18 protein-coding genes are annotated in these 20,674 nt (G+C 59.7%); 12 read left to right on the forward strand and 6 right to left on the reverse strand.

Annotated elements, in window-relative coordinates; all coding sequences use genetic code 11:
* The first annotated feature begins 28 nt into the window (after positions 1 to 28).
* Positions 29 to 829 (forward strand): phosphatase PAP2 family protein, encoded by an 801-nt coding sequence (locus ACTWLJ_RS05615; RefSeq protein WP_445180158.1) that lies wholly within the window; start codon positions 29 to 31, stop codon positions 827 to 829.
* Between the two features lie 158 nt (positions 830 to 987).
* Here the strand turns inward: ACTWLJ_RS05615 and ACTWLJ_RS05620 are convergent, their stop codons facing one another.
* Complete coding sequence (locus ACTWLJ_RS05620) at positions 988 to 1,395, reverse strand: RNA-binding S4 domain-containing protein (protein WP_401221469.1); 408 nt, start codon at positions 1,393 to 1,395, stop codon at positions 988 to 990.
* 216 nt (positions 1,396 to 1,611) lie between these two features.
* Between ACTWLJ_RS05620 and rimB the strand changes: the two genes are divergently transcribed.
* Together rimB and rimK are read left to right on the forward strand one after the other, a co-directional pair.
* Complete coding sequence (rimB, locus tag ACTWLJ_RS05625; RefSeq protein WP_445180159.1) at positions 1,612 to 2,091, forward strand: retropepsin-like aspartic endopeptidase RimB; 480 nt, start codon at positions 1,612 to 1,614, stop codon at positions 2,089 to 2,091.
* A complete protein-coding gene (gene rimK / locus ACTWLJ_RS05630) occupies positions 2,088 to 2,993 on the forward strand; it encodes a 30S ribosomal protein S6--L-glutamate ligase (RefSeq protein ID WP_007949201.1) in 906 nt (301 codons plus the stop codon). Before rimB ends, rimK begins: the two co-directional genes overlap by 4 nt.
* A gap of 128 nt (positions 2,994 to 3,121) precedes the next feature.
* Here the strand turns inward: rimK and ACTWLJ_RS05635 are convergent, their stop codons facing one another.
* Positions 3,122 to 4,435 (reverse strand): ATP-binding protein, encoded by a 1,314-nt coding sequence (locus ACTWLJ_RS05635; RefSeq protein ID WP_401211037.1) that lies wholly within the window; start codon positions 4,433 to 4,435, stop codon positions 3,122 to 3,124.
* 112 nt (positions 4,436 to 4,547) lie between these two features.
* Entirely contained in the window at positions 4,548 to 5,288 is a 741-nt protein-coding gene (gene ompR / locus ACTWLJ_RS05640; RefSeq protein ID WP_401211035.1) for an osmolarity response regulator transcription factor OmpR, read from the reverse strand.
* A 361-nt stretch (positions 5,289 to 5,649) separates the two neighbouring features.
* Here ompR and ACTWLJ_RS05645 point away from each other — a divergent pair, with 361 nt between their 5' ends.
* From ACTWLJ_RS05645 to tauD, 7 genes are all read left to right on the forward strand, one after another.
* Positions 5,650 to 7,977 carry a Tex family protein gene (locus tag ACTWLJ_RS05645; RefSeq protein ID WP_445180160.1) on the forward strand — a complete coding sequence of 776 codons (2,328 nt, stop codon included), beginning with the start codon at positions 5,650 to 5,652 and terminating at the stop codon, positions 7,975 to 7,977.
* The gene (locus ACTWLJ_RS05650) at positions 7,977 to 8,360 is read left to right on the forward strand and encodes a PaaI family thioesterase (protein WP_401211030.1); all 384 of its coding nucleotides are present in this window, start codon (positions 7,977 to 7,979) and stop codon (positions 8,358 to 8,360) included. The genes ACTWLJ_RS05645 and ACTWLJ_RS05650 overlap by 1 nt, the downstream gene beginning before the upstream one ends.
* Positions 8,361 to 8,573: 213 nt before the next feature.
* Positions 8,574 to 10,157 carry a glutamate--cysteine ligase gene (gene gshA, locus ACTWLJ_RS05655; RefSeq protein ID WP_445180161.1) on the forward strand — a complete coding sequence of 528 codons (1,584 nt, stop codon included), beginning with the start codon at positions 8,574 to 8,576 and terminating at the stop codon, positions 10,155 to 10,157.
* 302 nt (positions 10,158 to 10,459) lie between these two features.
* The gene (tauA, locus tag ACTWLJ_RS05660; protein ID WP_401211024.1) at positions 10,460 to 11,437 is read left to right on the forward strand and encodes a taurine ABC transporter substrate-binding protein; all 978 of its coding nucleotides are present in this window, start codon (positions 10,460 to 10,462) and stop codon (positions 11,435 to 11,437) included.
* Positions 11,438 to 11,453: 16 nt separating this feature from the next.
* On the forward strand, positions 11,454 to 12,248 hold the full coding sequence (gene tauB / locus ACTWLJ_RS05665) for a taurine ABC transporter ATP-binding subunit (protein WP_445180162.1): 795 nt from the start codon (positions 11,454 to 11,456) through the stop codon (positions 12,246 to 12,248).
* On the forward strand, positions 12,245 to 13,084 hold the full coding sequence (gene tauC, locus ACTWLJ_RS05670; RefSeq protein WP_445180163.1) for a taurine ABC transporter permease TauC: 840 nt from the start codon (positions 12,245 to 12,247) through the stop codon (positions 13,082 to 13,084). The genes tauB and tauC overlap by 4 nt, the downstream gene beginning before the upstream one ends.
* 135 nt (positions 13,085 to 13,219) lie before the next feature.
* Positions 13,220 to 14,062 carry a taurine dioxygenase gene (gene tauD / locus ACTWLJ_RS05675; protein ID WP_445180164.1) on the forward strand — a complete coding sequence of 281 codons (843 nt, stop codon included), beginning with the start codon at positions 13,220 to 13,222 and terminating at the stop codon, positions 14,060 to 14,062.
* A gap of 128 nt (positions 14,063 to 14,190) precedes the next feature.
* Here the strand turns inward: tauD and mgrA are convergent, their stop codons facing one another.
* A complete protein-coding gene (gene mgrA / locus ACTWLJ_RS05680) occupies positions 14,191 to 15,228 on the reverse strand; it encodes an L-glyceraldehyde 3-phosphate reductase (RefSeq protein ID WP_445180165.1) in 1,038 nt (345 codons plus the stop codon).
* A 337-nt stretch (positions 15,229 to 15,565) separates the two neighbouring features.
* Here mgrA and ACTWLJ_RS05685 point away from each other — a divergent pair, with 337 nt between their 5' ends.
* A complete protein-coding gene (locus ACTWLJ_RS05685; protein ID WP_401211004.1) occupies positions 15,566 to 15,826 on the forward strand; it encodes a hypothetical protein in 261 nt (86 codons plus the stop codon).
* Positions 15,827 to 15,850: 24 nt separating this feature from the next.
* Here the strand turns inward: ACTWLJ_RS05685 and betT are convergent, their stop codons facing one another.
* Positions 15,851 to 17,812: a choline transporter BetT gene (gene betT / locus ACTWLJ_RS05690; protein WP_445181320.1), complete on the reverse strand. Its 1,962-nt coding sequence runs from the start codon at positions 17,810 to 17,812 to the stop codon at positions 15,851 to 15,853.
* 400 nt (positions 17,813 to 18,212) lie between these two features.
* Entirely contained in the window at positions 18,213 to 19,139 is a 927-nt protein-coding gene (epsC, locus tag ACTWLJ_RS05695; RefSeq protein WP_401211001.1) for a serine O-acetyltransferase EpsC, read from the reverse strand.
* 190 nt (positions 19,140 to 19,329) lie between these two features.
* On the opposite strand from epsC, the gene ACTWLJ_RS05700 reads away from it, so the two are divergent.
* Positions 19,330 to 20,328, forward strand: coding sequence for a D-cysteine desulfhydrase (locus ACTWLJ_RS05700; protein ID WP_445180166.1), 999 nt, complete (start codon positions 19,330 to 19,332; stop codon positions 20,326 to 20,328).
* Positions 20,329 to 20,674: the final 346 nt, after the last annotated feature.

Genomic DNA, 20,674 nt, shown 5'->3' on the forward strand with positions numbered 1-20,674 from the left:
CGAAATGTTCAGCCACGGGAGGCATTTTATGAACAATCCGGGTTTGTTCCAATCTAGGTGGAACCTCGGCCGGCTGGTTTTGTGCAACGTAGTGCCATTAGCACTACTGGCTTTCTGGTTATGGCCTACGGGCCAGATGCTGTGTGTGATTTTCGACGAGTGGCTGTTTCGCTCACTCAATGCACCACTGGCCAGCAACCCCATATGGCTCCACATCTGGGCAATTGCAAGTCTGCGCCCGTTCGACATCGTAGTGGGACTGATCCTGCTGACGCTGCTGATCAAGGGCGACTGGGTGTTCAAGGCCGTTGACGTGCGTCGGGCTTTTTTCGGTTTTCTGTCGATCCTGCTGCTGATGGTGGTGATCCGCGCGCTGTTTTCCAAGTTCGCCGACTACATGGACTGGCAACACAGCAGTCCGTCGATGATGCTCGAAGGCGCAGTGCATATGAGCGACTACTTCCCGCACCTTGAGAAGACCTGGGAGCTGAAGGATCGCTCAAGCCAGAGTTTCCCCGGTGATCATGCTTCGGTGCTGCTGATCTGGGCGCTGTTCATGGGGGTTTTCAGCCGTAGTGTTGGTCAATTCCTGGTGGTTTGGGGCCTGGCGCTGTTGTTTATGCTGCCGCGTTTGGTAGCCGGGGCGCATTGGGGTCAGGACGATTACATCGGCGGTGTATTGCTGGCGGTGTGGGCGTTGGGCTGGGGTTACTACACACCGTTTGCGTATCACGCCTCGAATTTCTGGCTGAAGGTTACTGCGCCGATTTTCGGGCTGCTGGGCAAGTTTCCGGTGATTTCGCGGATGAGTGTGATGCGTACGGCCTGATACCGCGTTGTTGCTGGCGAGTGCTGCGCACTCGATCGCGGGCAAGCCACGCTCCCACAGTGATCTTCAGTGAACATAAATTTTGTAACACCTGAAATACCTGTGGGAGCGGGCTTGCCCGCGATGACATCGGCACAGACAACACAGCAACTACGGCTCTACTCGTCGTTACTGTTCCCACGAAACTTAAACAAGTCCCGTCGCTGTTTCTTGCTCGGTTTGCCATCGGTGCTCACGCCCAGCGCGCCAGCCTTGCGCATCGCCGCTGCCGCTTCACGTTTGGCAATACTGGCCTCGGTCTCGACATACAGCGTCTGCGCCTCGGGTGCGCCACGACGCACGATCGACAAGGCCTCAACCTTTACCGTGCGTTCTTCGAAGCCCATACGAATCTGGAACTCATCCCCTACGCGTGGCTCTTTGCCAGGCTTGCAGCGATCGCCTCGGCAATGCACCTTGCCACTCTCGATGGCGGCTTTGGCCAAGGCACGTGTTTTATAGAAACGTGCAGCCCACAACCACTTATCGAGACGGACCTTGTCGTCCTCTTCGCTTTTTTGTGCCATGGAATTTCCTCATTCTGAAATATTGATGAACTGTACTACCGTTTCTGTCGTGCCATGAATTGCACCATCCCGGATTACAATGCGCAGCATCCGACACCTGCTTGAGGGGTCGGCTATCCGGGCCGTAGATATCTGTCGCCTTTTAACCATTATTCTGCGTGAATACCGCGAATTCGGCCGCGTGCGGCCAGAGCGGTTTCTACCGGTTGAGTACCTTTGAAGACATTTGACCATTTGACCGTTGTCGGTCTGCGCGAGTGGGTGGCGCTCCCTAATCTGGGAGTCGCGGGCCTGCGGGCGAAAATCGACACCGGCGCCAGCACCTCCAGCCTGCATGCCACCGACATCGAGCCGTTCGAACGTGACGGCGAGAAGTGGGTGCGCTTTACCGCGCACCTGGGCACGGTGGTGCAGTTGCGTCACCGGCGCTGCGAAGCACCGCTGGTCACTCGCAAAACCATTAAAAGCTCCAACGGCCAGGCCCAGGTGCGCTACGTGATCAGCACCACCCTGGCCCTTGGTGATCGGGTCTGGCCAGTCGAGTTCACCCTCGCCTGCCGCAAGTCCATGCGCTATCGCCTGTTGCTCGGTTCCAAAGCCCTGATTGACGGCCAGTTGGTGGTCAATCCGGGGATTAAATATGTACAAGACAAGCCGGTGTTCCCGGTATCTACCTCCTCCACAGGTGTTGCATGAAGATCGCTGTGCTGTCACGGAATCCGCGTCTGTATTCCACCCGTCGTCTGGTCGAAGCCGGCACCGAACGCGGGCATGAAATGGTGGTGATCGACACCTTGCGCGCCTATATGAACATCGCCAGCCACAAGCCGCAGATCCACTATCGCGGCAAGCCACTGGAAGGCTTCGATGCGGTCATCCCGCGGATCGGCGCATCGGTGACGTTCTACGGCTGCGCGGTGTTGCGCCAGTTCGAAATGATGGGGGTTTTTCCGCTCAACGAATCGGTGGCCATCGCCCGTTCACGGGACAAGCTGCGCTCGCTGCAATTGCTTTCACGCCGGGGGATCGGCCTGCCGGTCACCGGTTTCGCTCACTCGCCGGATGACATCCCTGACCTGATCGACATGGTCAACGGCGCACCGCTGGTGATCAAGGTGCTGGAAGGCACTCAAGGCATCGGCGTGGTGCTGTGCGAAACCGCGACGGCGGCTGAGTCGGTGATCGAGGCCTTCATGGGCCTGAAGCAGAACATCATGGTTCAGGAATACATCAAGGAGGCCGGCGGCGCCGACATTCGTTGCTTCGTGGTCGGCGACAAGGTGATCGCGGCGATGAAACGTCAGGCCAAACCGGGTGAGTTCCGTTCCAACCTGCACCGTGGCGGCAGCGCCAGCCTGATCAAGATCACCCCTGAAGAACGCATGACCGCGCTGCGTGCAGCCAAGGTCATGGGTCTGGCGGTAGCGGGTGTGGATATCCTGCGTTCCAATCACGGGCCGCTGGTGATGGAAGTGAACTCGTCACCGGGTCTGGAAGGGATCGAGACCACCACTGGCAAGAACGTGGCGGGGATCATCATCGAGCATCTTGAGAAGAATGGCGGGCCGAACATGACTCGCACCAAGGGTAAGGGTTAATACCGTAATCCTCTGGCGGTGATCAAGCCGCCTTCGCGAGCAAGCTCGCTCCCACAGGGAATGCATTTCAACTGTGGAAGCGAGCTTGCTCGCGAAGGGGCCATCAGCCCTGGCAGAAGTGACCGCCCTTAAACCGCATCTCGCGGCAGCATCAACCCCAGCGGCAACCGCACCCGCGCTTCCAGTCCACCACCGGAGCGGTTGCGCAGTTCAACATTGCCGCCATGCATCGAAGCGATCCGCTTCACAATCGCCAGACCCAACCCCGTCCCCTTCCCGCCCCGCGCACGATCCCCGCGAGTGAACGGGTTGAAAATCGCCTCAAGCTCCGACGGATCAATCCCCGCGCCTCGGTCCATCACACTCAGCACCACATACGGCGCGCTGGTGTCACCGGACACATAGGCCGCGACTTCCACACCACTGCCGGCATGGTTCAAGGCATTGCCGATCAGGTTGTTGAGCAAACGCTTCATCGAAACCCGACGCAGCGGAAACGGCTGGATCGGCTCCAGACGCAAACGGACTTTCTCTTCATTCTGGTTGTACGGCGCAGCCACTTCGCGCACCAGGTCGCTGAGATCGACTTCCTCGACCGACTCATCCCGACCGTCACGAATGAACGCCAGGAACTGGTCGAGAATCGCGTCCATGTCCTCGATGTCGCGCACCATGTCGTCGGTCAGATCGTTGCGGTCGCCCATCAATTCCAGCGACAACCGCAGGCGAGTCAGCGGCGTGCGCAGGTCATGAGAAACCCCGGCCAGCATCAGCTCACGCTCGCGACCGGCCTGTTCGACGTCTTCGGCCATCTGATTGAACGCTCGGTAAACCTCGGTCATCTCGCTCGGGGTGTCGCTGATCGGCAGACGCACGCTACGACCCTGGCCGAGTTGCCTTGCGGCAAACACCAGACGCTTCAAGGGTTGGTTGAGCTGGCTGACGAAAATCCATGCCGATGCAGTCGAGAGCAGACCGATCGCAAGGAACCAGCCGAGCACGTTCCAGATTTTCTGGCCGCGCAATGGATGCGGATACAGCGGGACTTTCAGCCAGCCATCGCCGAGGCTGGGTGCACGCACCCACAGCGCCGGTGGCGAATGCATGCGTAATCGGACTTCAGTATCGCCGCCCAGCTCCGCCTGCATTTGTCGCTGGTAGATTTCGCTGTACGGCCAATGTTGCTCGCCCTCCGGCACGCCTGCGCCAACCACCCGGATCAGGGTCGCGGCATCGGCAATCTTCGCGCGGTTTTCTTCATCGGCGGCCCAGTAGGCACGCAGCGTCAGGGCGACACCGTGGCTGTATTGGCGGTCCACCAGCACGTCTTCGTTCATCAACAGATAAACCAGGGTCAGCGCCTTGGAAAACAGCACGACAATCAGCACTAGCCAAAGGGTGCGGGAGAAAAAACTTTGGGGGAACCAGACAGGGGTTTTCATGGATAACCGCTACACACTTGCAGGAGCGAGCAATGCTCGCATATTGCGGATTGCGAGTCTGCGCAGAAGGCCATTGGCTGGCCCGGCAGACTCGCTCCTACAAATCACCGACTCACTTGGTGGCGGCGCCATCCGGTACAAACACGTAGCCCACGCCCCAGACAGTCTGGATGTAGCGCGGCTTGGATGGATCAGGCTCGATCATCCGGCGCAGACGGGAAATCTGCACGTCAATGGAACGCTCAAGAGCATCCCACTCGCGGCCACGGGCCAGGTTCATCAGTTTGTCGCGGGTCAGCGGCTGACGAGCGTTCATCACCAGCGCTTTAAGTACCGCAAACTCACCGGTGGTGAGCATGTGCACTTCTTCGCCGCGTTTCAGTTCGCGGGTAGCCAGCGACAACACGTAATCACCGAAGGTGACGTTTTCGTCTTCGCTACCCGGCGCGCCCGGCACCGGTGCGGCTTGACGACGCAGTACGGCTTTGACTCGCGCCATCAGCTCGTCCGGGTTGAACGGCTTGGCCAGATAATCGTCGGCGCCCAGTTCCAGACCCTTGATACGGCTCAGCTCGTCGCCCTTGGCGGTGAGCATGATGATCGGGATCTGGTTGTTCGAACCGCGCAGACGACGGCAAGCGGTCAAGCCGTCTTCGCCCGGTAGCATCAGGTCGAGGACGACCAGGTTGAACACTTCACGCGACAGCAGACGATCCATCTGCTCGGTATTCGGTACGGCACGGGCGCGGTAGCCCTTGCTGACGAAAAAGCGTTCCAGCAGGCTGCTCAGCCCTGGATCGTCGTCAACAATAAGAATTTTTTCGCCTTCAGCATTGTTTGCAGTGCTGCTCATTGGATGCTCCTTTTAGCTCGGCGCGCATTATGGCGTAGCTGCCGTTATACGCACCGTGTGCATTGTTAGCAGATTTTTCCTTCACTGCCAGTAAACCGGGGTTTATGCCTACAGACTGCAACGCCCCCGAATGTCAGAACGCTGGTTATAATGCGCGGCGTTTTGTGCCAGGCAACGTCTGAATCGTTACCGCAGGTGGCAGCCGATTATTTTCATGGCAACCGCAGTAATTGTTCGATTTCACGGGTCAATGGGGAGCCTCTTGACCCAGGCAGCGGCAAACTTCACGCCGCTCAACCAGACTCCGGGCCTTTATTTTCCGTGCCTGCGAGCCTGCTTTCACAATTTGTCAGGTGGTTTTATGGACAGCATCAACAGCCGCATCGCCGAGGAACTCGGCGTACGCCCACAACAGGTCGAAGCGGCCGTCGCGCTACTCGATGAAGGTTCTACCGTTCCTTTCATCGCCCGTTACCGGAAAGAAGTGACCGGCAGCCTCGATGACACCCAGTTGCGTCATCTGGAAGAGCGTCTGCGCTACCTGCGAGAACTCGACGAACGGCGCATCAGCATCCTCGCCAGCATCGAAGAGCAGGGCAAACTCACCCCGCAACTTGAACGCGACATCAAACTTGCCGACACCAAGACCCGTCTCGAAGACTTGTACCTGCCGTACAAGCAGAAGCGCCGCACCAAGGGCCAGATCGCCCTCGAAGCCGGTCTCGGCGAGCTGGCCGACGGTCTGTTCAACGACCCGTCGCTGACCCCGGAAGCCGAAGCAGCGCGCTTCATCGACACCGAAAAAGGCGTGGCCGATACCAAGGCTGCACTGGAAGGTGCGAAATACATCCTCATGGAGCGCTTCGCCGAAAACGCGAGCCTGCTGGAAAAACTGCGTAACTACCTCAAGCAGGAAGCCACTCTCAGCGCCCGCGTGATTGCCGGCAAGGAAGAGGAAGGCGCCAAGTTCCGCGACTACTTCGAACACGACGAACCGCTGAAAAGCATGCCGTCGCACCGCGCGCTGGCGATTTTCCGTGGCCGCAACGAAGGCATCCTCAGCTCCGCGCTGAAGGTCGGCGACGAACTGCCGGGCACCATGCACCCGTGCGAAGGCATGATCGGTCAGCAATTCAACATCCAGAATCAGAACCGCCCGGCCGACAAATGGCTCGGTGAAGTAGTGCGCTGGACCTGGAAGGTCAAGCTCTACACCCACCTCGAAACCGACCTGCTCGGCGAGTTGCGTGACGGCGCTGAAACCGAGGCGATCAACGTCTTCGCCCACAACCTGCACGACTTGCTGTTGGCCGCCCCGGCGGGTCCGCGTGCAACTCTGGGCCTCGACCCGGGCCTGCGAACCGGCTGCAAGGTTGCGGTGGTCGACTCGACCGGCAAGATGCTCGATCACGCCACGGTTTACCCGCACGTCCCGCACAACAAATGGGATCAGACCATCGCCATCCTCGCGGCCCTGTGCGCCAAGCACTCGGTTGACCTGATCGCGATCGGCAACGGCACCGCCAGCCGCGAAACCGACAAACTGGCAATCGAGCTAATCAAAAAATATCCAGCGATGAAAATGACCAAGGTCATGGTCTCCGAGGCCGGTGCATCGGTGTACTCGGCGTCGGAACTGGCGGCCAAGGAATTCCCGGATCTCGACGTATCGATCCGTGGCGCGGTGTCCATCGCTCGTCGCCTGCAAGACCCGTTGGCCGAACTGGTGAAAATCGATCCGAAATCCATCGGTGTCGGTCAGTACCAGCACGACGTGTCGCAGCTGAAACTGGCGCGAGGTCTGGACGCAGTGGTCGAGGACTGCGTGAACGCCGTCGGCGTTGACGTGAACACCGCTTCGGTAGCCTTGTTGGCGCGCATCTCGGGTCTCAACTCGACGCTGGCGCAGAACATCGTCAGCCACCGCGACGAACACGGCGCGTTCAAGACCCGTGCAGCGCTGAAGAAAGTCGCACGTCTGGGCGAAAAAACCTTCGAACAGGCTGCCGGTTTCTTGCGCGTCATGAACGGCGACAACCCGCTGGATTCGTCCGCCGTTCACCCGGAAGCCTATCCACTGGTGCAACGAATTGCCGCTGAAACCGACCGTGACATCCGTTCGCTGATCGGTGACGCCGGGTTCCTCAAGCGTCTGGACCCGAAGAAATTCACCGACGAAACCTTCGGTCTGCCAACGGTCACCGACATCCTGCAAGAACTGGAAAAACCGGGCCGCGACCCGCGTCCTGAGTTCAAGACCGCCGAGTTCCAGGAAGGCGTCGAAGACCTCAAGGACTTGCAACTGGGGATGATCCTCGAAGGCGTGGTAACCAACGTGACCGCGTTCGGTGCGTTCGTCGACATCGGCGTGCACCAGGACGGTCTGGTGCACATCTCGGCGCTGTCGGAGAAGTTCATCAAGGACCCGCGTGAAGCGGTGAAGGCCGGTGATGTGGTGAAAGTGAAGGTCATGGAAATCGACATTCCGCGCAAACGCGTGGGCCTGTCGATGCGCATGGGCGACACCCCGGGCGAAAAAATCGACGGTGCGCGTGGTTCGCGTCCGGGTTCGGCATCGCGTCAGTCTTCGGGCAACGCCGCGCCGCGCAAGGAAACCGCGACGGCTGCGCCGAGCAACAACGCCATGGCTTCGCTGTTCGCCAACGCCAAGCAGTTGAAGAAACGCTGATGGATATTCCGGCCGGGCTCGTCGAGAGCGCGTTTTTCAAGCTGTTGGGCTGCCGCCTGCACAGCCTGGAAACCGGGGTGGCGCAAGTCGCCCTGGCGCTGGAACCCGAGTTGCGCAATCGCGGCGGCAAGTTGCACGGCGGCGCGTTGTTCAGTCTGGTCGACATTGCCATGGGGCTGGCCTGTTCCAGCACCCATGGCTTTGACCAGCAGAGCGCGACCATCGAATGCAAGATCAACTACATCCGCGCCGTCGCTGACGGCGAGGTGCTGTGCACGGCGCGGGTTATCCACCCGGGCCGGCGCACGCTGGTGGTCGAAGCCGACGTGATGCAGGGCGACAAACTGGTCGCAAAAGCGCAAGGCACGTTCGCTGTCCTGTAGCTACTCGTCATCAATTTGAGTTAATTTCGGCGCTGTGTCTGCGGCGTCGAACTTTTCCGCGTGCGCAATAGCCAGATTCAAGGAGTGAAGTTGGCAAGCGGCATGGGCCGGCACGGCTAAAAAACCAGGCGATAACGCCAGTTTCAACTTCACCCTTGTAGACCGTCCTGCCCACCCCCATATTGGGGCGACTGACGCGTGAAGGAATCCAAATTGAGCGAACTTCTCAACCGCCGCCTGGCTCTGCTCGGTGAGCGCGCCAACCTCTCTCTGCTCGAACAGTGCCTCCACGGTATCGAACGTGAATGCCTGCGCGTGACCAGCGAGGGTCGTCTGGCGCAAACGCCGCACCCCGAAGCCTTGGGTTCCGCGCTGACCAATGAACAAATCACCACCGACTATTCCGAGTCGCTGCTGGAATTCATCACGCCTGCCCTGCCCGATCCGGCCGACACGCTGGCGAGCCTGGACAAGATTCATCGTTTTGCCTACAGCAAGCTCGGCAACGAGTACCTGTGGAGTCCATCGATGCCGTGCCCGTTGCCGGCCGAGGAAGACATCCCGATTGCCTATTACGGCACCTCCAATATCGGTCAGCTCAAATACGTCTACCGCAAGGGCCTGGCCCTGCGTTACGGCAAGACCATGCAATGCATCGCCGGGATTCACTACAACTTTTCCCTGCCGGAAAAGCTCTGGCCATTGCTCAAGGAAGCCGAAGGTTTTGTCGGCACCGACCGCGACTTCCAGTCGGTTTCCTACATTGCGCTGATCCGCAATTTCCGTCGTTACAGCTGGTTGCTGATGTACCTGTTCGGTGCCTCACCGGCGCTGGATGCCGGTTTCCTGCGCGGTCGTTCGCACCAGTTGGAACAGCTTGATCCGGACACGTTGTATCTGCCGTACGCCACCAGCCTGCGCATGAGCGACCTCGGTTATCAGAGCAACGCTCAGGCCGGTCTGACTCCGTGCTACAACGACCTGTCGAGCTACACCGACAGCCTGCGCAAGGCTGTTGCCACGCCGTACGCGCCATACGTTGAAGTCGGCACGCACAAGGATGGCGAGTGGGTACAGCTCAACACCAACATCCTGCAGATCGAAAACGAGTACTACTCCAACATCCGCCCGAAACGCGTCACCTACACCGGCGAGCGGCCGATTCAGGCGCTGGTCGCCCGTGGCATTCAGTACGTCGAAGTCCGCTGCCTGGACATCAACCCGTTTCTGCCGATGGGCATCGACCTCACCGAATCGCGCTTCCTCGACGCATTCCTGCTGTACTGCGCGCTGAACGACAGCCCGCTGCTGACCAACACCAGTTGCGGCAACGCCACCTCGAACTTCCTCAGCGTGGTCAAGGAAGGTCGACGTCCGGGCCTGCAATTGCAGCGTGACGGGCAAGCAGTCGAGATGAAGGAATGGGCCGCCGAACTGCTGGAGAAAATCGCTCCGCTGGCCGCGCTGCTTGATCAAAGCCATGCCAGCGACGCCCACAGCAAAGCGCTGGACGCACAACTGGCCAAGGTCCGCGACCCGTCGCTGACGCCTTCGGCTCAGGTGCTGGCGTCGATGGCCGAGCACAAGGAGAGCTTTGCCCAGTTCTCCCTGCGCCAGAGCCAGGCGCACGCCGAGTTCTTCCGCAGCGAACCGCTGGCGGCCGATGAACAGGCGAAGTTTGAAGAGCTGGCGCGCACCTCGCTGGCGGCACAGGCTGAACTTGAGCAGAACGAAGTCGGCGATTTCGATGTGTTTGTCGGGTCGTATCAGGCGAGCATTCTGGCGATCAGTAACTGATCTGTCAGAACACAAATTGTGTACTGACAGGTTCCTGTGGCGAGGGGATTTATCCCCGTTGGGCTGCGCAGCAGCCCCAAAAGCCAGATACGCGATTTATCCGATACACCGCACAGGAAGGTCTTACGGCTGCTGCGCAGCCGAACGGGGATAAATCCCCTCGCCACAAAAGCGCCGGTTGCCCTTAAGGCTTAGATTTTTCCGCTCATAAGCTCATTCGAAAAAGTTATTTATTTTCGTATTCTTAGATCATTTAGTCTCCTTTCACGCCGACGCTCGGTCGCCTGATATGGAGTTCTTCAATGAAACTGAATTTCCCGCTTCGCCTGCTGGCCGTAGCCTCTCTGGCTGCCGCGAGCTTTTTGGCGCAGGCTGCCGACCTCACCGTTGCCTACCAGACCACCGTTGACCCGGCGAAAGTCGCCCAGGCCGACGGCGCCTACGAAAAAGCCACCAAGGCCGATATCAGCTGGCGCAAGTTCGACAACGGCGCCGACATCATCGCCGCCATCGCCTCCGGTGATGTGCAGATCGGCTACCTCGGTTCGAGCCCATTGACCGCTGCGATCACTCGCAAAGTCCCGGTCGAAACCTTCCTCATCGCTACCCAGATCGGCGCCGCCGAAGCACTCGTCGCCCGCGACGGTTCCGGGATCAAGACCCCGCAAGATCTGATCGGCAAGAAAATCGCCGTACCGTTCGTATCCACCGGCCACTACAGCCTGCTCGCAGCACTGAAGCACTGGAACATCGACCCATCGAAAGTCACCATCCTCAACCTAGCGCCGCCGGCCATCGTTGCCGCATGGAAACGCGGCGACATCGACGCCACTTACGTCTGGGACCCGGCACTCGGCGTGGCCAAGGAAAACGGCAAAGTGCTGATCACCTCCGGTGAACTGGCCAAGTTCGGCGCGCCGACTTTCGATGCGTGGATCGTGCGTAAAGACTTCGCCGAGAAGCACCCGGAAATCGTCAGCGCATTCGCCAAGGTCACCCTCGACGCCTATGCCGATTACCGCAAAGACCCGAAAGCCTGGCTCGCCGATCAATCCAACGTCGACAAGCTGGTGAAACTGTCCGGCGCCAAGGCCAGCGACATTCCATTGCTGCTGCAAGGCAACGTCTACCCGCTGGCGGCTGATCAGGTGATCACGCTCGGCGCACCGACCACCAAAGCCATCACCGACACCGCTGCGTTCCTCAAGGAGCAAGGCAAGGTCGAAGCCGTGCTGCCGGACTACGCGCCGTACGTCAGCGCCAAATACATCACCAACTGATCGGGAGTTAACTGCGATGGCCTTGCTACAGCTGGAGCGCATCAGCGCACAGTATCCCGGCAGCCAGGAACCTGTGCTGGCGGACATTTCCCTGACCTTGGGCCCCCAGCAATTGCTGGTCGCCCTCGGCCCGTCCGGCAGTGGCAAGACTTCGCTGTTGAACCTGATTGCCGGTTTTGTTGAACCCAGTGCCGGGCGCATTACCCTCGATGGCGTGCCGGTCAAAGGCCCGAGCGCCGAACGTGGCGTGGTGTTCCAGGACGACGCCCTGCTGCCCTGGCAGGACGTGCTGGCCAACGTTGCTTTTGGTCTTGAGCTGGCAGGTGTTGCTCGCGACAAACGCGAACAACGCGCCCGTGAAATGCTCGCGCTGGTTGATCTCTCCGGTTTTGAAAACCGTCGCATCTGGCAGCTATCCGGCGGACAGAAGCAGCGCGTTGGCTTGGCCCGCGCACTCGCTGCTGACCCGCGCGTGCTGCTGATGGACGAGCCTTTCGGCGCCCTTGATGCGTTCACTCGCGAACAGATGCAAGAGTTGCTGCTGCAAGTCTGGCAGCGCACCGCCAAGCCGGTTTTCCTGATCACCCACGACATTGAAGAAGCGGTGTTTCTCGCCACGGATCTGATTCTGCTGGCACCGAATCCGGGGCAGATCGTCGAACGCTTGCACTTGGATTTCGGTCGGCGTTATGCCGCTGGCGAATCAGCCCGAGCAATCAAATCCGACCCGCGTTTTATCGAAACCCGCGAACACGTGCTGAGCAAAGTATTTTCGCAACGCAGCGCCGTTCAACGGCAGGAGCGCGCATGAGCAGTTACGACGTTTCCGCCCAAGCGGTAAAACCCGCCACTGTTTCGGTGGCAATTCCTGCACGCCGCAGCCTCAGCACTCGCTGGATCAGCCTGCTGACGCTGTTCACTTTGTTGGCAATCTGGTGGGCAGTGACTGCCACTGGATTGATCGAACCACTGTTCCTGCCACCGCCCTCCGCCGTGCTGCAAAAAGGCTGGCTGCTGGCGACTACCGGCTACATGGATTCGACCTTGTGGCAGCATTTGGGCGCCAGTTTGAGCCGCATCGGTCTGGGCCTCGGTTTCGCGATTCTGACCGCTGTGCCAGTGGGCATCGCCATTGGTTCAAACCGCATCGCCCGTGGCGTGCTTGATCCGCTGATCGAGTTCTACCGCCCTATTCCGCCGTTGGCTTATCTGCCACTGATCGTGATCTGGTGCGGCATCGGTGAATTGTCGAAAGTGCTGCTGATCTACCTGGCGATTTTTGCGCCGATTGCCATCGCTACCGCGACCGGCGTACGCACCGTCGACCCGGCCAAACTGCGCGCCGCGCAATCGTTGGGCGCTACTCGAGCACAACTGATCCGCCATGTGATTTTGCCGAGTGCGTTGCCGGACATTTTGACTGGCGTACGCATTGGTCTGGGTGTGGGCTGGTCGACGCTGGTCGCCGCCGAGCTGATCGCTGCCACCAGCGGCCTGGGCTTCATGGTGCAATCGGCCGCGCAATTTCTGGTCACCGATGTGGTGGTGCTGGGGATTCTGGTGATCGCGCTGATCGCCTTCGCCATGGAAATGGGCCTGCGCGCACTGCAACGCAAACTGGTGCCGTGGCATGGCCAAGCCCACTGAGTTTGAAACCCTTGTAGGAGTGAGCCTGCTCGCGATCGCAGAGTGTCAGACAACGTTGTTGTGAATGACACACCTCTATCGCGAGCAGGCTCACTCCTACAAAAGCTCGACATCACGAATTCGAAGAGAACCACCATGAGCAGCCTGAACATCACCCCTTTAAGCTCGGCCCTCGGCGCGCAGATCAGCGGCGTTGATATCAGCCAGCCATTGAGTCTGGAACACCGCGACGCCATCGAGCAGGCGTTGCTCAAGTATCAGGTGTTGTTCTTCCGCAACCAGCCAATCGAACCGCCACAACAGGCGCGTTTCGCAGCGTATTTCGGCGATTTGCACATTCATCCGATCTACCCGAATGTGCCGGAACAACCGGAAGTGCTGATCCTCGACACCGCCGTCACCGACGTACGCGACAACGCGATCTGGCACACCGACGTGACCTTCCTGCCGACGCCTGCGATGGGCGCGGTGCTCAGCGCCAAGTTGCTGCCGGAGTTTGGTGGTGACACGCTGTGGGCCAGTGGCATCGCGGCTTACGAAGCGCTCTCGGCGCCGATGAAAGCAATGCTTGAAGGGCTGACCGCAACCCACGATTTCACTCGCTCGTTTCCGCTCGAGCGCTACGGCAATACACCCGAAGCACTGGCGCAGTGGGAAGAAGCGCGGCGCAAGAATCCGCCACTGTCGCACCCGGTGATCCGTACGCATCCGGTTAGTGGCCGGCGTTCGTTGTTCGTCAACGAAGGCTTCACCTCGAAGATCAACGAACTGTCGGACACCGAGAGCGAAGCGATTCTGAAGTTTCTGTTCGCCCATGCGACCCGCCCGGAATTCACCATTCGCTGGCGCTGGCAGCAGGACGACATTGCGTTCTGGGATAACCGCGTGACGCAGCATTACGCGGTGGATGATTACCGGCCCGCACGGCGGGTGATGCAGCGCGCGACGGTGTTGGGGGATGTGCCGTTCTTTAACTGAGTCTTCTATGGCCTGCTTCGGCCTCATCGCCAGCAGGCTGGCTCCCACATGGACTGCAATCCACCTGTGGGAGCTAGCCTGCTAGCGATCGCCATGCAACTGGCGCCAATGTATTCAACGCCTGTCAGTTACTCAGCCGTCGAAGGCTTCTCCCAAAGATTGATCCCGCCCTCTTGAGCAAACCGGTCGATCTCCGCCAATTCCTCTGCGCTAAAGCTCAGATTCTTCAACGCCCCGACGTTCTCGATAATCTGCTCCGGCCGGCTCGCGCCGATCAGCGCCGAGGTCACCCGTGGGTCACGCAGGGTCCAGGCCAGCGCCAGTTGCGCCAGACTCTGGCCGCGACGTTTGGCGATCTCGTTCAGCGCACGCACATGCGCGATGTTGGCATCGGACAGGTGCGAAGCCTGCAACGAACCACCGCCCGGACGATTGACCCGCGCATCTGCCGGTACACCGTTGAGGTATTTATCGGTCAGCAAACCCTGCGCCAGCGGCGTGAAAGCGATGACGCCGGTACCGAGTTCTTCAGTGGTGTCGAGCAGGTCTTTTTCCACCCAGCGATTGAGCAGGTTGTACGCCGGCTGATGAATCAGCAACGGCACTTTCCACTCGGCGAGTAGCGCCGCCATCTCACGGGTTTTCACCCCGGAATACGACGAGATACCGATGTACAACGCCTTGCCCTGCTGCACTGCTGTAGCGAGGGCGCTGGCGGTTTCTTCCAGCGGAGTATCCGCGTCGAAACGGTGCGAATAAAAAATATCCACATAGTCCAGGCCAAGACGTTGCAGGCTCTGATCGAGGCTGGCCAGCACGTACTTGCGCGAACCGCCGCCCTGACCGTAAGGACCGGGCCACATGTCCCAGCCGGCCTTGCTCGAAATGATCAATTCATCGCGGTACTGCTTGAAATCTTCGCGCAGCAGACGGCCGAAATTGATCTCGGCGCTGCCGTACGGCGGACCGTAGTTGTTGGCCAGGTCGAAGTGGTTGATCCCCAGGTCGAACGCGGTACGCAGCAAGGCGCGTTGGGTATCGATCGGCGTGCTGTCGCCGAAGTTGTGCCACAGGCCCAGCGACAGCGCCGGTAGCACCAGACCGCTGCGTCCGACGCGGCGGTAAGGGATGGAGTCGTAGCGGTTTTCGGCAGCGGTGTAAGTCATCGAGTCCTCTCTTATCGGTTTTGAACGGGTATCGACTGCTTCGCAAGTCGCTCAGCATACTCGCGCAGCACGGCTGATAAACCTCGGACTCGACGAATTGCTGAAACGTTTCACATTTTTCCTGGCGCGAGTACAAAAGCTTGCGCCATAACTTAACGGCGGCCTGGTTTTGACTATGCTTTCAATGACACCGAGGCGAGCTCTTCGCGAGCAAGCCCGCTTCCACAGGTTTTTGTGTCGAATACAAGAATTGTGAACGACGCCAATCCCTGTGGGAGCGGGCTTGCCCGCGAAGGCGTCAGACCCGTCGACAGATATCCAGCAGGCAGAACCCGACATGCACACCGCAATCATCATCTTCTTCGGCCTGGTCCTGCTCGCCCTGATGCTCTACATCGGCGAACGCATCGGCTTCAGCCGGCAGACCATGGCCTACAGCTTCGCCGCGCTGTGGCTGGCATTGACGGTGATTAATGGCGCGGTCGGCGTGGTGCACGCCGGTCAGCCGTTGGGCTCGGAATTGGTGGTCGGCAGCGCGGTGTTTGGTGTGCCGATGGCAGCGATGGTGTTGTTCATGGTGCTGAGCGCCGAGTCGTAAAACGTCCCGACGCTCAGCTCCCGATCAACGCACCAGATGCAGGAACTGCATGTGCCGTTCGTACTGGTCGAGGATGTCGTTGATGATCTGCTCTTTGGTGTAGCCGACCAGATCGTAATCCTGACTGCCTTCGCTCAGATGCACTTCAGCCCGGTAGTAGCGACGATTGTTGAGCTGTTTGGAGCCCATGCCACCGCGCGCGAATGACGGCGTGAAGTAGCCGCGCATCTGCACCTGATAAACGAACGGATGCTGCTCGCCGTGGCCAATCTCCAGGCTGACGCTGTCGTTCGCCGGGTCAGGTTGCGCGACCACATTCAGGCCTTTCTCGACGAATACCGCCGTCACTTCTTCAATCGCCGGACGCACCGTGGTGTCCATGAAACGGTACACCTCGTCTCGCGACGGAAAGTGCACGGCCTGACTCAGACGCTGACGCCAGCCGCCCGTGCCACGTCGCGAACCCGACACCGGCGCCAGCGAATGTAGCTGCGCGATCTGTTTCTGCGACTCCAGATAGAACGCCTTGTGCAGGCCCCACATCATCAGCAGCAGGATCAGCGAGAACGGCAACGAGGTCAGCACCACGGCTGACTTCAGCGCATCGATGCTGCCAGAGAACAGCAGCGCACTGGTGATCAGTGCGGTCATCGCACCCCAGAACACCCGCAGCCATTTCGGGCCGTCTTCGTCCGGGTTACCACCCTTGGCCGACAACGTCGAAAGCACCACCGTGCCGGAGTCGGCCGAAGTGACGAAGAACACGAAGCTGATAAACACCGTCACGGCGATGACGGTCTTGCTCCACGGATAGGTTTCCAGCAGCAGATAAATACTCATCGACGGATTGTCGAGGGCTGACATACCCAGCGCCGACATACCGTGGTTGAGCACTTGATCGATGGCGCTGTTGCCGAAAATCGACATCCACGCCAAGGTGAAGCCAAGCGGAATCAACAGCACGCCGAAGACGAATTCACGGATGGTCCGGCCACGGGAAATCCGTGCGATGAACAGCCCCACAAACGGCGACCATGCAATCCACCAGGCCCAATAGAACACCGTCCAGCCGCCGAGCCAGTCGCTTGGCTTGTCGTAGGCGTACAAGTCGAAACTCTTCATCGGCAATGCGCCGAGGTAGTCGCCAATGTTCTGGATCAGGGTATTGAGCAGGTGTTGCGTAGGCCCGGCGAACAACACGAACAGCAGCAGCGCACAGGCCAGCAGCATGTTGATGTCGGACATCACCCGCACGCCCTTATCGACACCGGAGACCGCAACGATGATCGCCGCGCCCATCATCAGCGTGATCAGGCCGACCTGAATCCACTGGGTGTGAGCGATGCCGAACAGGTAGTCGAGACCGGAGTTGAGGTGCAATACGCCGAAGCCCATGTCGGCACCGAGACCGAACACCGTGGCGATGATGCCGAAGCCGTCCACCGCGTAGCCGATCGGGCCGTTGATGCGCTTGCCGATCAGCGGATACAGCGCCGAACGCAACGCCAGCGGCAGGTTATGCCGATAGGCGAAATAGGCCAGCGCCATGCCGACAAAGGCGAACACGCCCCAGCCGTGCAGGCCCCAGTGCAGAAACAGAATCTGCATCGCCTGACGCGCCGCGTCTGCCGTGCCCGCCTCGCCTTGCGGCGGTTGCAGCATGTGGGTCAGCGGCTCGGAGACGCAGAAGAAAAACAGCGTGATGCTGATCCCGGCGGCGAACAGCATGCCGGCCCAGGACAGATAACTGAATTCGGGTTCGTCGTGGTCGGCACCGAGCTTTATCTTGCCGTAGCCCGATAACGCGGTGACCACCACGAAGACCAGATACAGGGTCATCGCGAGCATGTAGTACCAGCCGACCGTGTTGGCCGCCCAGTTTTGCGCTTCCAGAAGCCAGGCACCGGCCTGCTCCGGCATGGCGATGACAACGATACCGAACAGCAGAATGACCGTCGCGGCAAAGTAGAACACCGGCGGATTCATGCGTACCAGACCGCTGGCGGGGGTGGACGATGCACTCATGAAAGGTGCACCTCAAGGGATTGGGAAATGGCTGAAATGATCGGACTCAGCAAAGGCAAGCCTCCTGTTGTGAGCGGGCAGCGAACCACCGGTTTAACTTGAATGAACGTTCAAGTTAAACATGGATAGGGCGCTAAGGACTAATCGCACGGCCAAGCGGTAGTTTTCCTACGCTAGCTCAAGGAGGGGTATGACGCTGGTTTCGGAAGATTCGTTCAATGGTGAATTGGCTGAATGCCATTATCTCGATTCGGCCTAAAAACCATTCGCGAGCAAGCTCGCTCCCACAATGGAACGCATTCCAAGTGTGGGAGCGAGCCTGCTCGCGAAGAGGCCAGATGCAGCAACACAGATTTAAAGGTTACTTCTGCGTCCCGTCATCATGCTGCAAGTTGGCCTGGGTCAAATTGCTCCCCGCCGGCACACTGCGCGTCAGCCACACATTGCCGCCGATGGTCGAACCCTGACCGATGGTGATCCGCCCGAGAATGGTCGCCCCGGCGTAAATCACCACGTCATCTTCGACAATCGGATGCCGTGGGTGGCCCTTCTGCAACTGCCCGTCTTCATCCGCCGGGAAGCGCTTGGCGCCCAGTGTCACAGCCTGATAAATCCGCACCCGCTCACCGATGATCGCCGTCTCGCCGATCACCACACCTGTCCCGTGATCAATGAAGAAGCTACGACCGATCTGCGCGCCCGGGTGAATATCGATACCGGTGGCCGAGTGCGCAATCTCCGCGCTGATCCGCGCCAGCAGCGGCAATCCGGCACGGTACAAATGGTGCGCCAGACGATGGTGAATCACCGCCAGAATCCCCGGATAGCACAGCAGCACTTCATCGACACTGCGTGCCGCCGGATCGCCGTGATAGGCCGCCAGCACATCGGTATCGAGCAGACTGCGCAGCCCCGGCAACGCCAGTGCGAAATCCTGAATGATGCGGATCGCCCGCGCTTCGACTTCGGTATCAGCCTGCTCGGTATGCCGGGCGACATAACGCAGTTCAAGACGCGCCTGCGCCAACAAGGCATTCAGCGAGGTGTCGAGGGTGTGGCCGACGTAGAAATCTTCACTCTCTTCACGCAAATCCACCGGGCCCAGCCGCATCGGAAACAGCGCGCCGCATAAGGCTTCGAGAATCTCCGCCATCGCAGCTCGCGACGGCAACTCGCGGCCTCCCTGCTCGCCGCTGGCCCGGCCATTTTGTGCGCGCCACTGATCCCGCGCACTGCGTAGCTGGCTGACGATGGTCTGCAATTGCCAATGGCTGGAACGCTCGCTCACGGTAAAGACTCCTCACGGGCGGCCGGACTGTCTGGCCGCGTCAACGGCGCCTACTTTACGGCATGGTCGTGAAGGCGAATTAAGAACCGATAGTGCTGGGCTCAGTTCATTTGGCTATAAGCGATTGACGGTTGCCCCGGTAAATCGGCGTGCCTATAGTCCTGAGATCTTCCTCCGCCAGTACGGACTCATGATCAAACAACAGCTGGAACGCTTTAACCGTCTCGAACTGCTCGGCCAACCCACGCCTCTGGAAAAACTCGAACGCCTGTCCACCTGGCTCGGTCGCGAGGTGTACATCAAGCGCGATGACCTGACGCCGCTGGCCATGGGCGGCAACAAGCTGCGCAAACTCGAATACCTCGCCGCCGATGCGTTGGCGCAAGGTGCCGACACGCTGATTACCGCCGGCGCGCTGCAATCGAACCACGTTCGCCAGACCGCCGCGCTGGCCGCGAAACTGGGCCTCGGCTGCGTCGCCCTGCTGGAAAATCCGCTGGGCACCGACGACAGTGATTACACCGGCAACGGCAATCGCCTGTTGCTGGATCTGTTCGACACCAAGGTCGAGCTGGTGGAAAACCTCGACAACGCCGACGAGCAACTGGCCGCCCTCGCCGTGCGCCTGCGCAACAACGGCAAGAAACCGTATCTGGTGCCAATCGGTGGTTCGAACGCCCTCGGCGCCTTGGGTTACGTGCGCGCCGGACTGGAACTGGCCGAGCAGATCAAGGACACCGGCCTGACGTTTTCTGCCGTGGTGCTGGCCTCGGGCAGTGCCGGTACCCACAGCGGTCTGGCGCTGGCCCTGAGTGAAGCCTTGCCGCAATTGCCGGTGATCGGCGTGACCGTATCGCGTAGCGAAGAAGATCAGCGCCCCAAGGTTCAGGGCCTCGCCGAACGCACTGCCGATCTGCTGGGCGTGAAGTTGCCGTCCGGGTTCAAGGTCGAGTTGTGGGACGAGTATTTCGGCCCGCGTTATGGCGAACCAAATGCCGGGACGCTGGCGGCGGTGAAGCTGCTGGCGAGTCAGGAAGGTCTGCTGCTTGATCCGGTTTATACCGGCAAGGCGATGGCCGGGATGCTCGACGGGATTGGGCGCGGGCGGTTTGACGAGGGGCCAATCATCTTCTTGCATACCGGCGGAGCGCCGGCGTTGTTTGCCTATAAAGACTCACTGTCGAGCTGATCCTTGAGATTGCAGAAACCCTTGTGGCGAGGGGATTCATCCCCGTTGGGCCGCGGAGCGGCCCCCAGCGTTCTCTTCAATGCAGGTGTAGTCGCATGGTTTTGCGACTGCTGCGCAGCCGGACGGGGATGAATCCCCTCGCCACAGGAGAACTGTTGAATATTCGATTAAAGAATAACAAAAAGACTATTAAGTATTTTCAAGTCTAACAAAGACATCATATAGTCTCGCCGCAGGCGAATTTCGCGAGAGACGCATAAGCTGCTTTAGGGCAGGATAACGCAGTCATCAGAATCGCGATTTCGCCAACTTCCTTAAGCGTCTTCCATAAGAAAACACAGGGGCT

The organism is Pseudomonas sp. McL0111, assembly GCF_052567255.1.

Bases quoted from the DNA above. Each gene is read 5' to 3' on its own strand.
- ACTWLJ_RS05635 (WP_401211037.1), bottom strand. From the start codon at position 4,435: ATGAAAACCCCTGTCTGGTTCCCCCAAAGTTTTTTCTCCCGCACCCTT.
- betT (WP_445181320.1), bottom strand. From the start codon at position 17,812: ATGAATCCGCCGGTGTTCTACTTTGCCGCGACGGTCATTCTGCTGTTC.
- mgrA (WP_445180165.1), bottom strand. From the start codon at position 15,228: ATGACTTACACCGCTGCCGAAAACCGCTACGACTCCATCCCTTACCGC.
- ACTWLJ_RS05685 (WP_401211004.1), top strand. From the start codon at position 15,566: ATGCACACCGCAATCATCATCTTCTTCGGCCTGGTCCTGCTCGCCCTG.
- ACTWLJ_RS05615 (WP_445180158.1), top strand. From the start codon at position 29: ATGAACAATCCGGGTTTGTTCCAATCTAGGTGGAACCTCGGCCGGCTG.
- rimK (WP_007949201.1), top strand. From the start codon at position 2,088: ATGAAGATCGCTGTGCTGTCACGGAATCCGCGTCTGTATTCCACCCGT.
- ACTWLJ_RS05645 (WP_445180160.1), top strand. From the start codon at position 5,650: ATGGACAGCATCAACAGCCGCATCGCCGAGGAACTCGGCGTACGCCCA.
- ACTWLJ_RS05650 (WP_401211030.1), top strand. From the start codon at position 7,977: ATGGATATTCCGGCCGGGCTCGTCGAGAGCGCGTTTTTCAAGCTGTTG.
- tauB (WP_445180162.1), top strand. From the start codon at position 11,454: ATGGCCTTGCTACAGCTGGAGCGCATCAGCGCACAGTATCCCGGCAGC.
- ompR (WP_401211035.1), bottom strand. From the start codon at position 5,288: ATGAGCAGCACTGCAAACAATGCTGAAGGCGAAAAAATTCTTATTGTT.
- ACTWLJ_RS05700 (WP_445180166.1), top strand. From the start codon at position 19,330: ATGATCAAACAACAGCTGGAACGCTTTAACCGTCTCGAACTGCTCGGC.
- ACTWLJ_RS05620 (WP_401221469.1), bottom strand. From the start codon at position 1,395: ATGGCACAAAAAAGCGAAGAGGACGACAAGGTCCGTCTCGATAAGTGG.
- tauC (WP_445180163.1), top strand. From the start codon at position 12,245: ATGAGCAGTTACGACGTTTCCGCCCAAGCGGTAAAACCCGCCACTGTT.
- tauD (WP_445180164.1), top strand. From the start codon at position 13,220: ATGAGCAGCCTGAACATCACCCCTTTAAGCTCGGCCCTCGGCGCGCAG.
- tauA (WP_401211024.1), top strand. From the start codon at position 10,460: ATGAAACTGAATTTCCCGCTTCGCCTGCTGGCCGTAGCCTCTCTGGCT.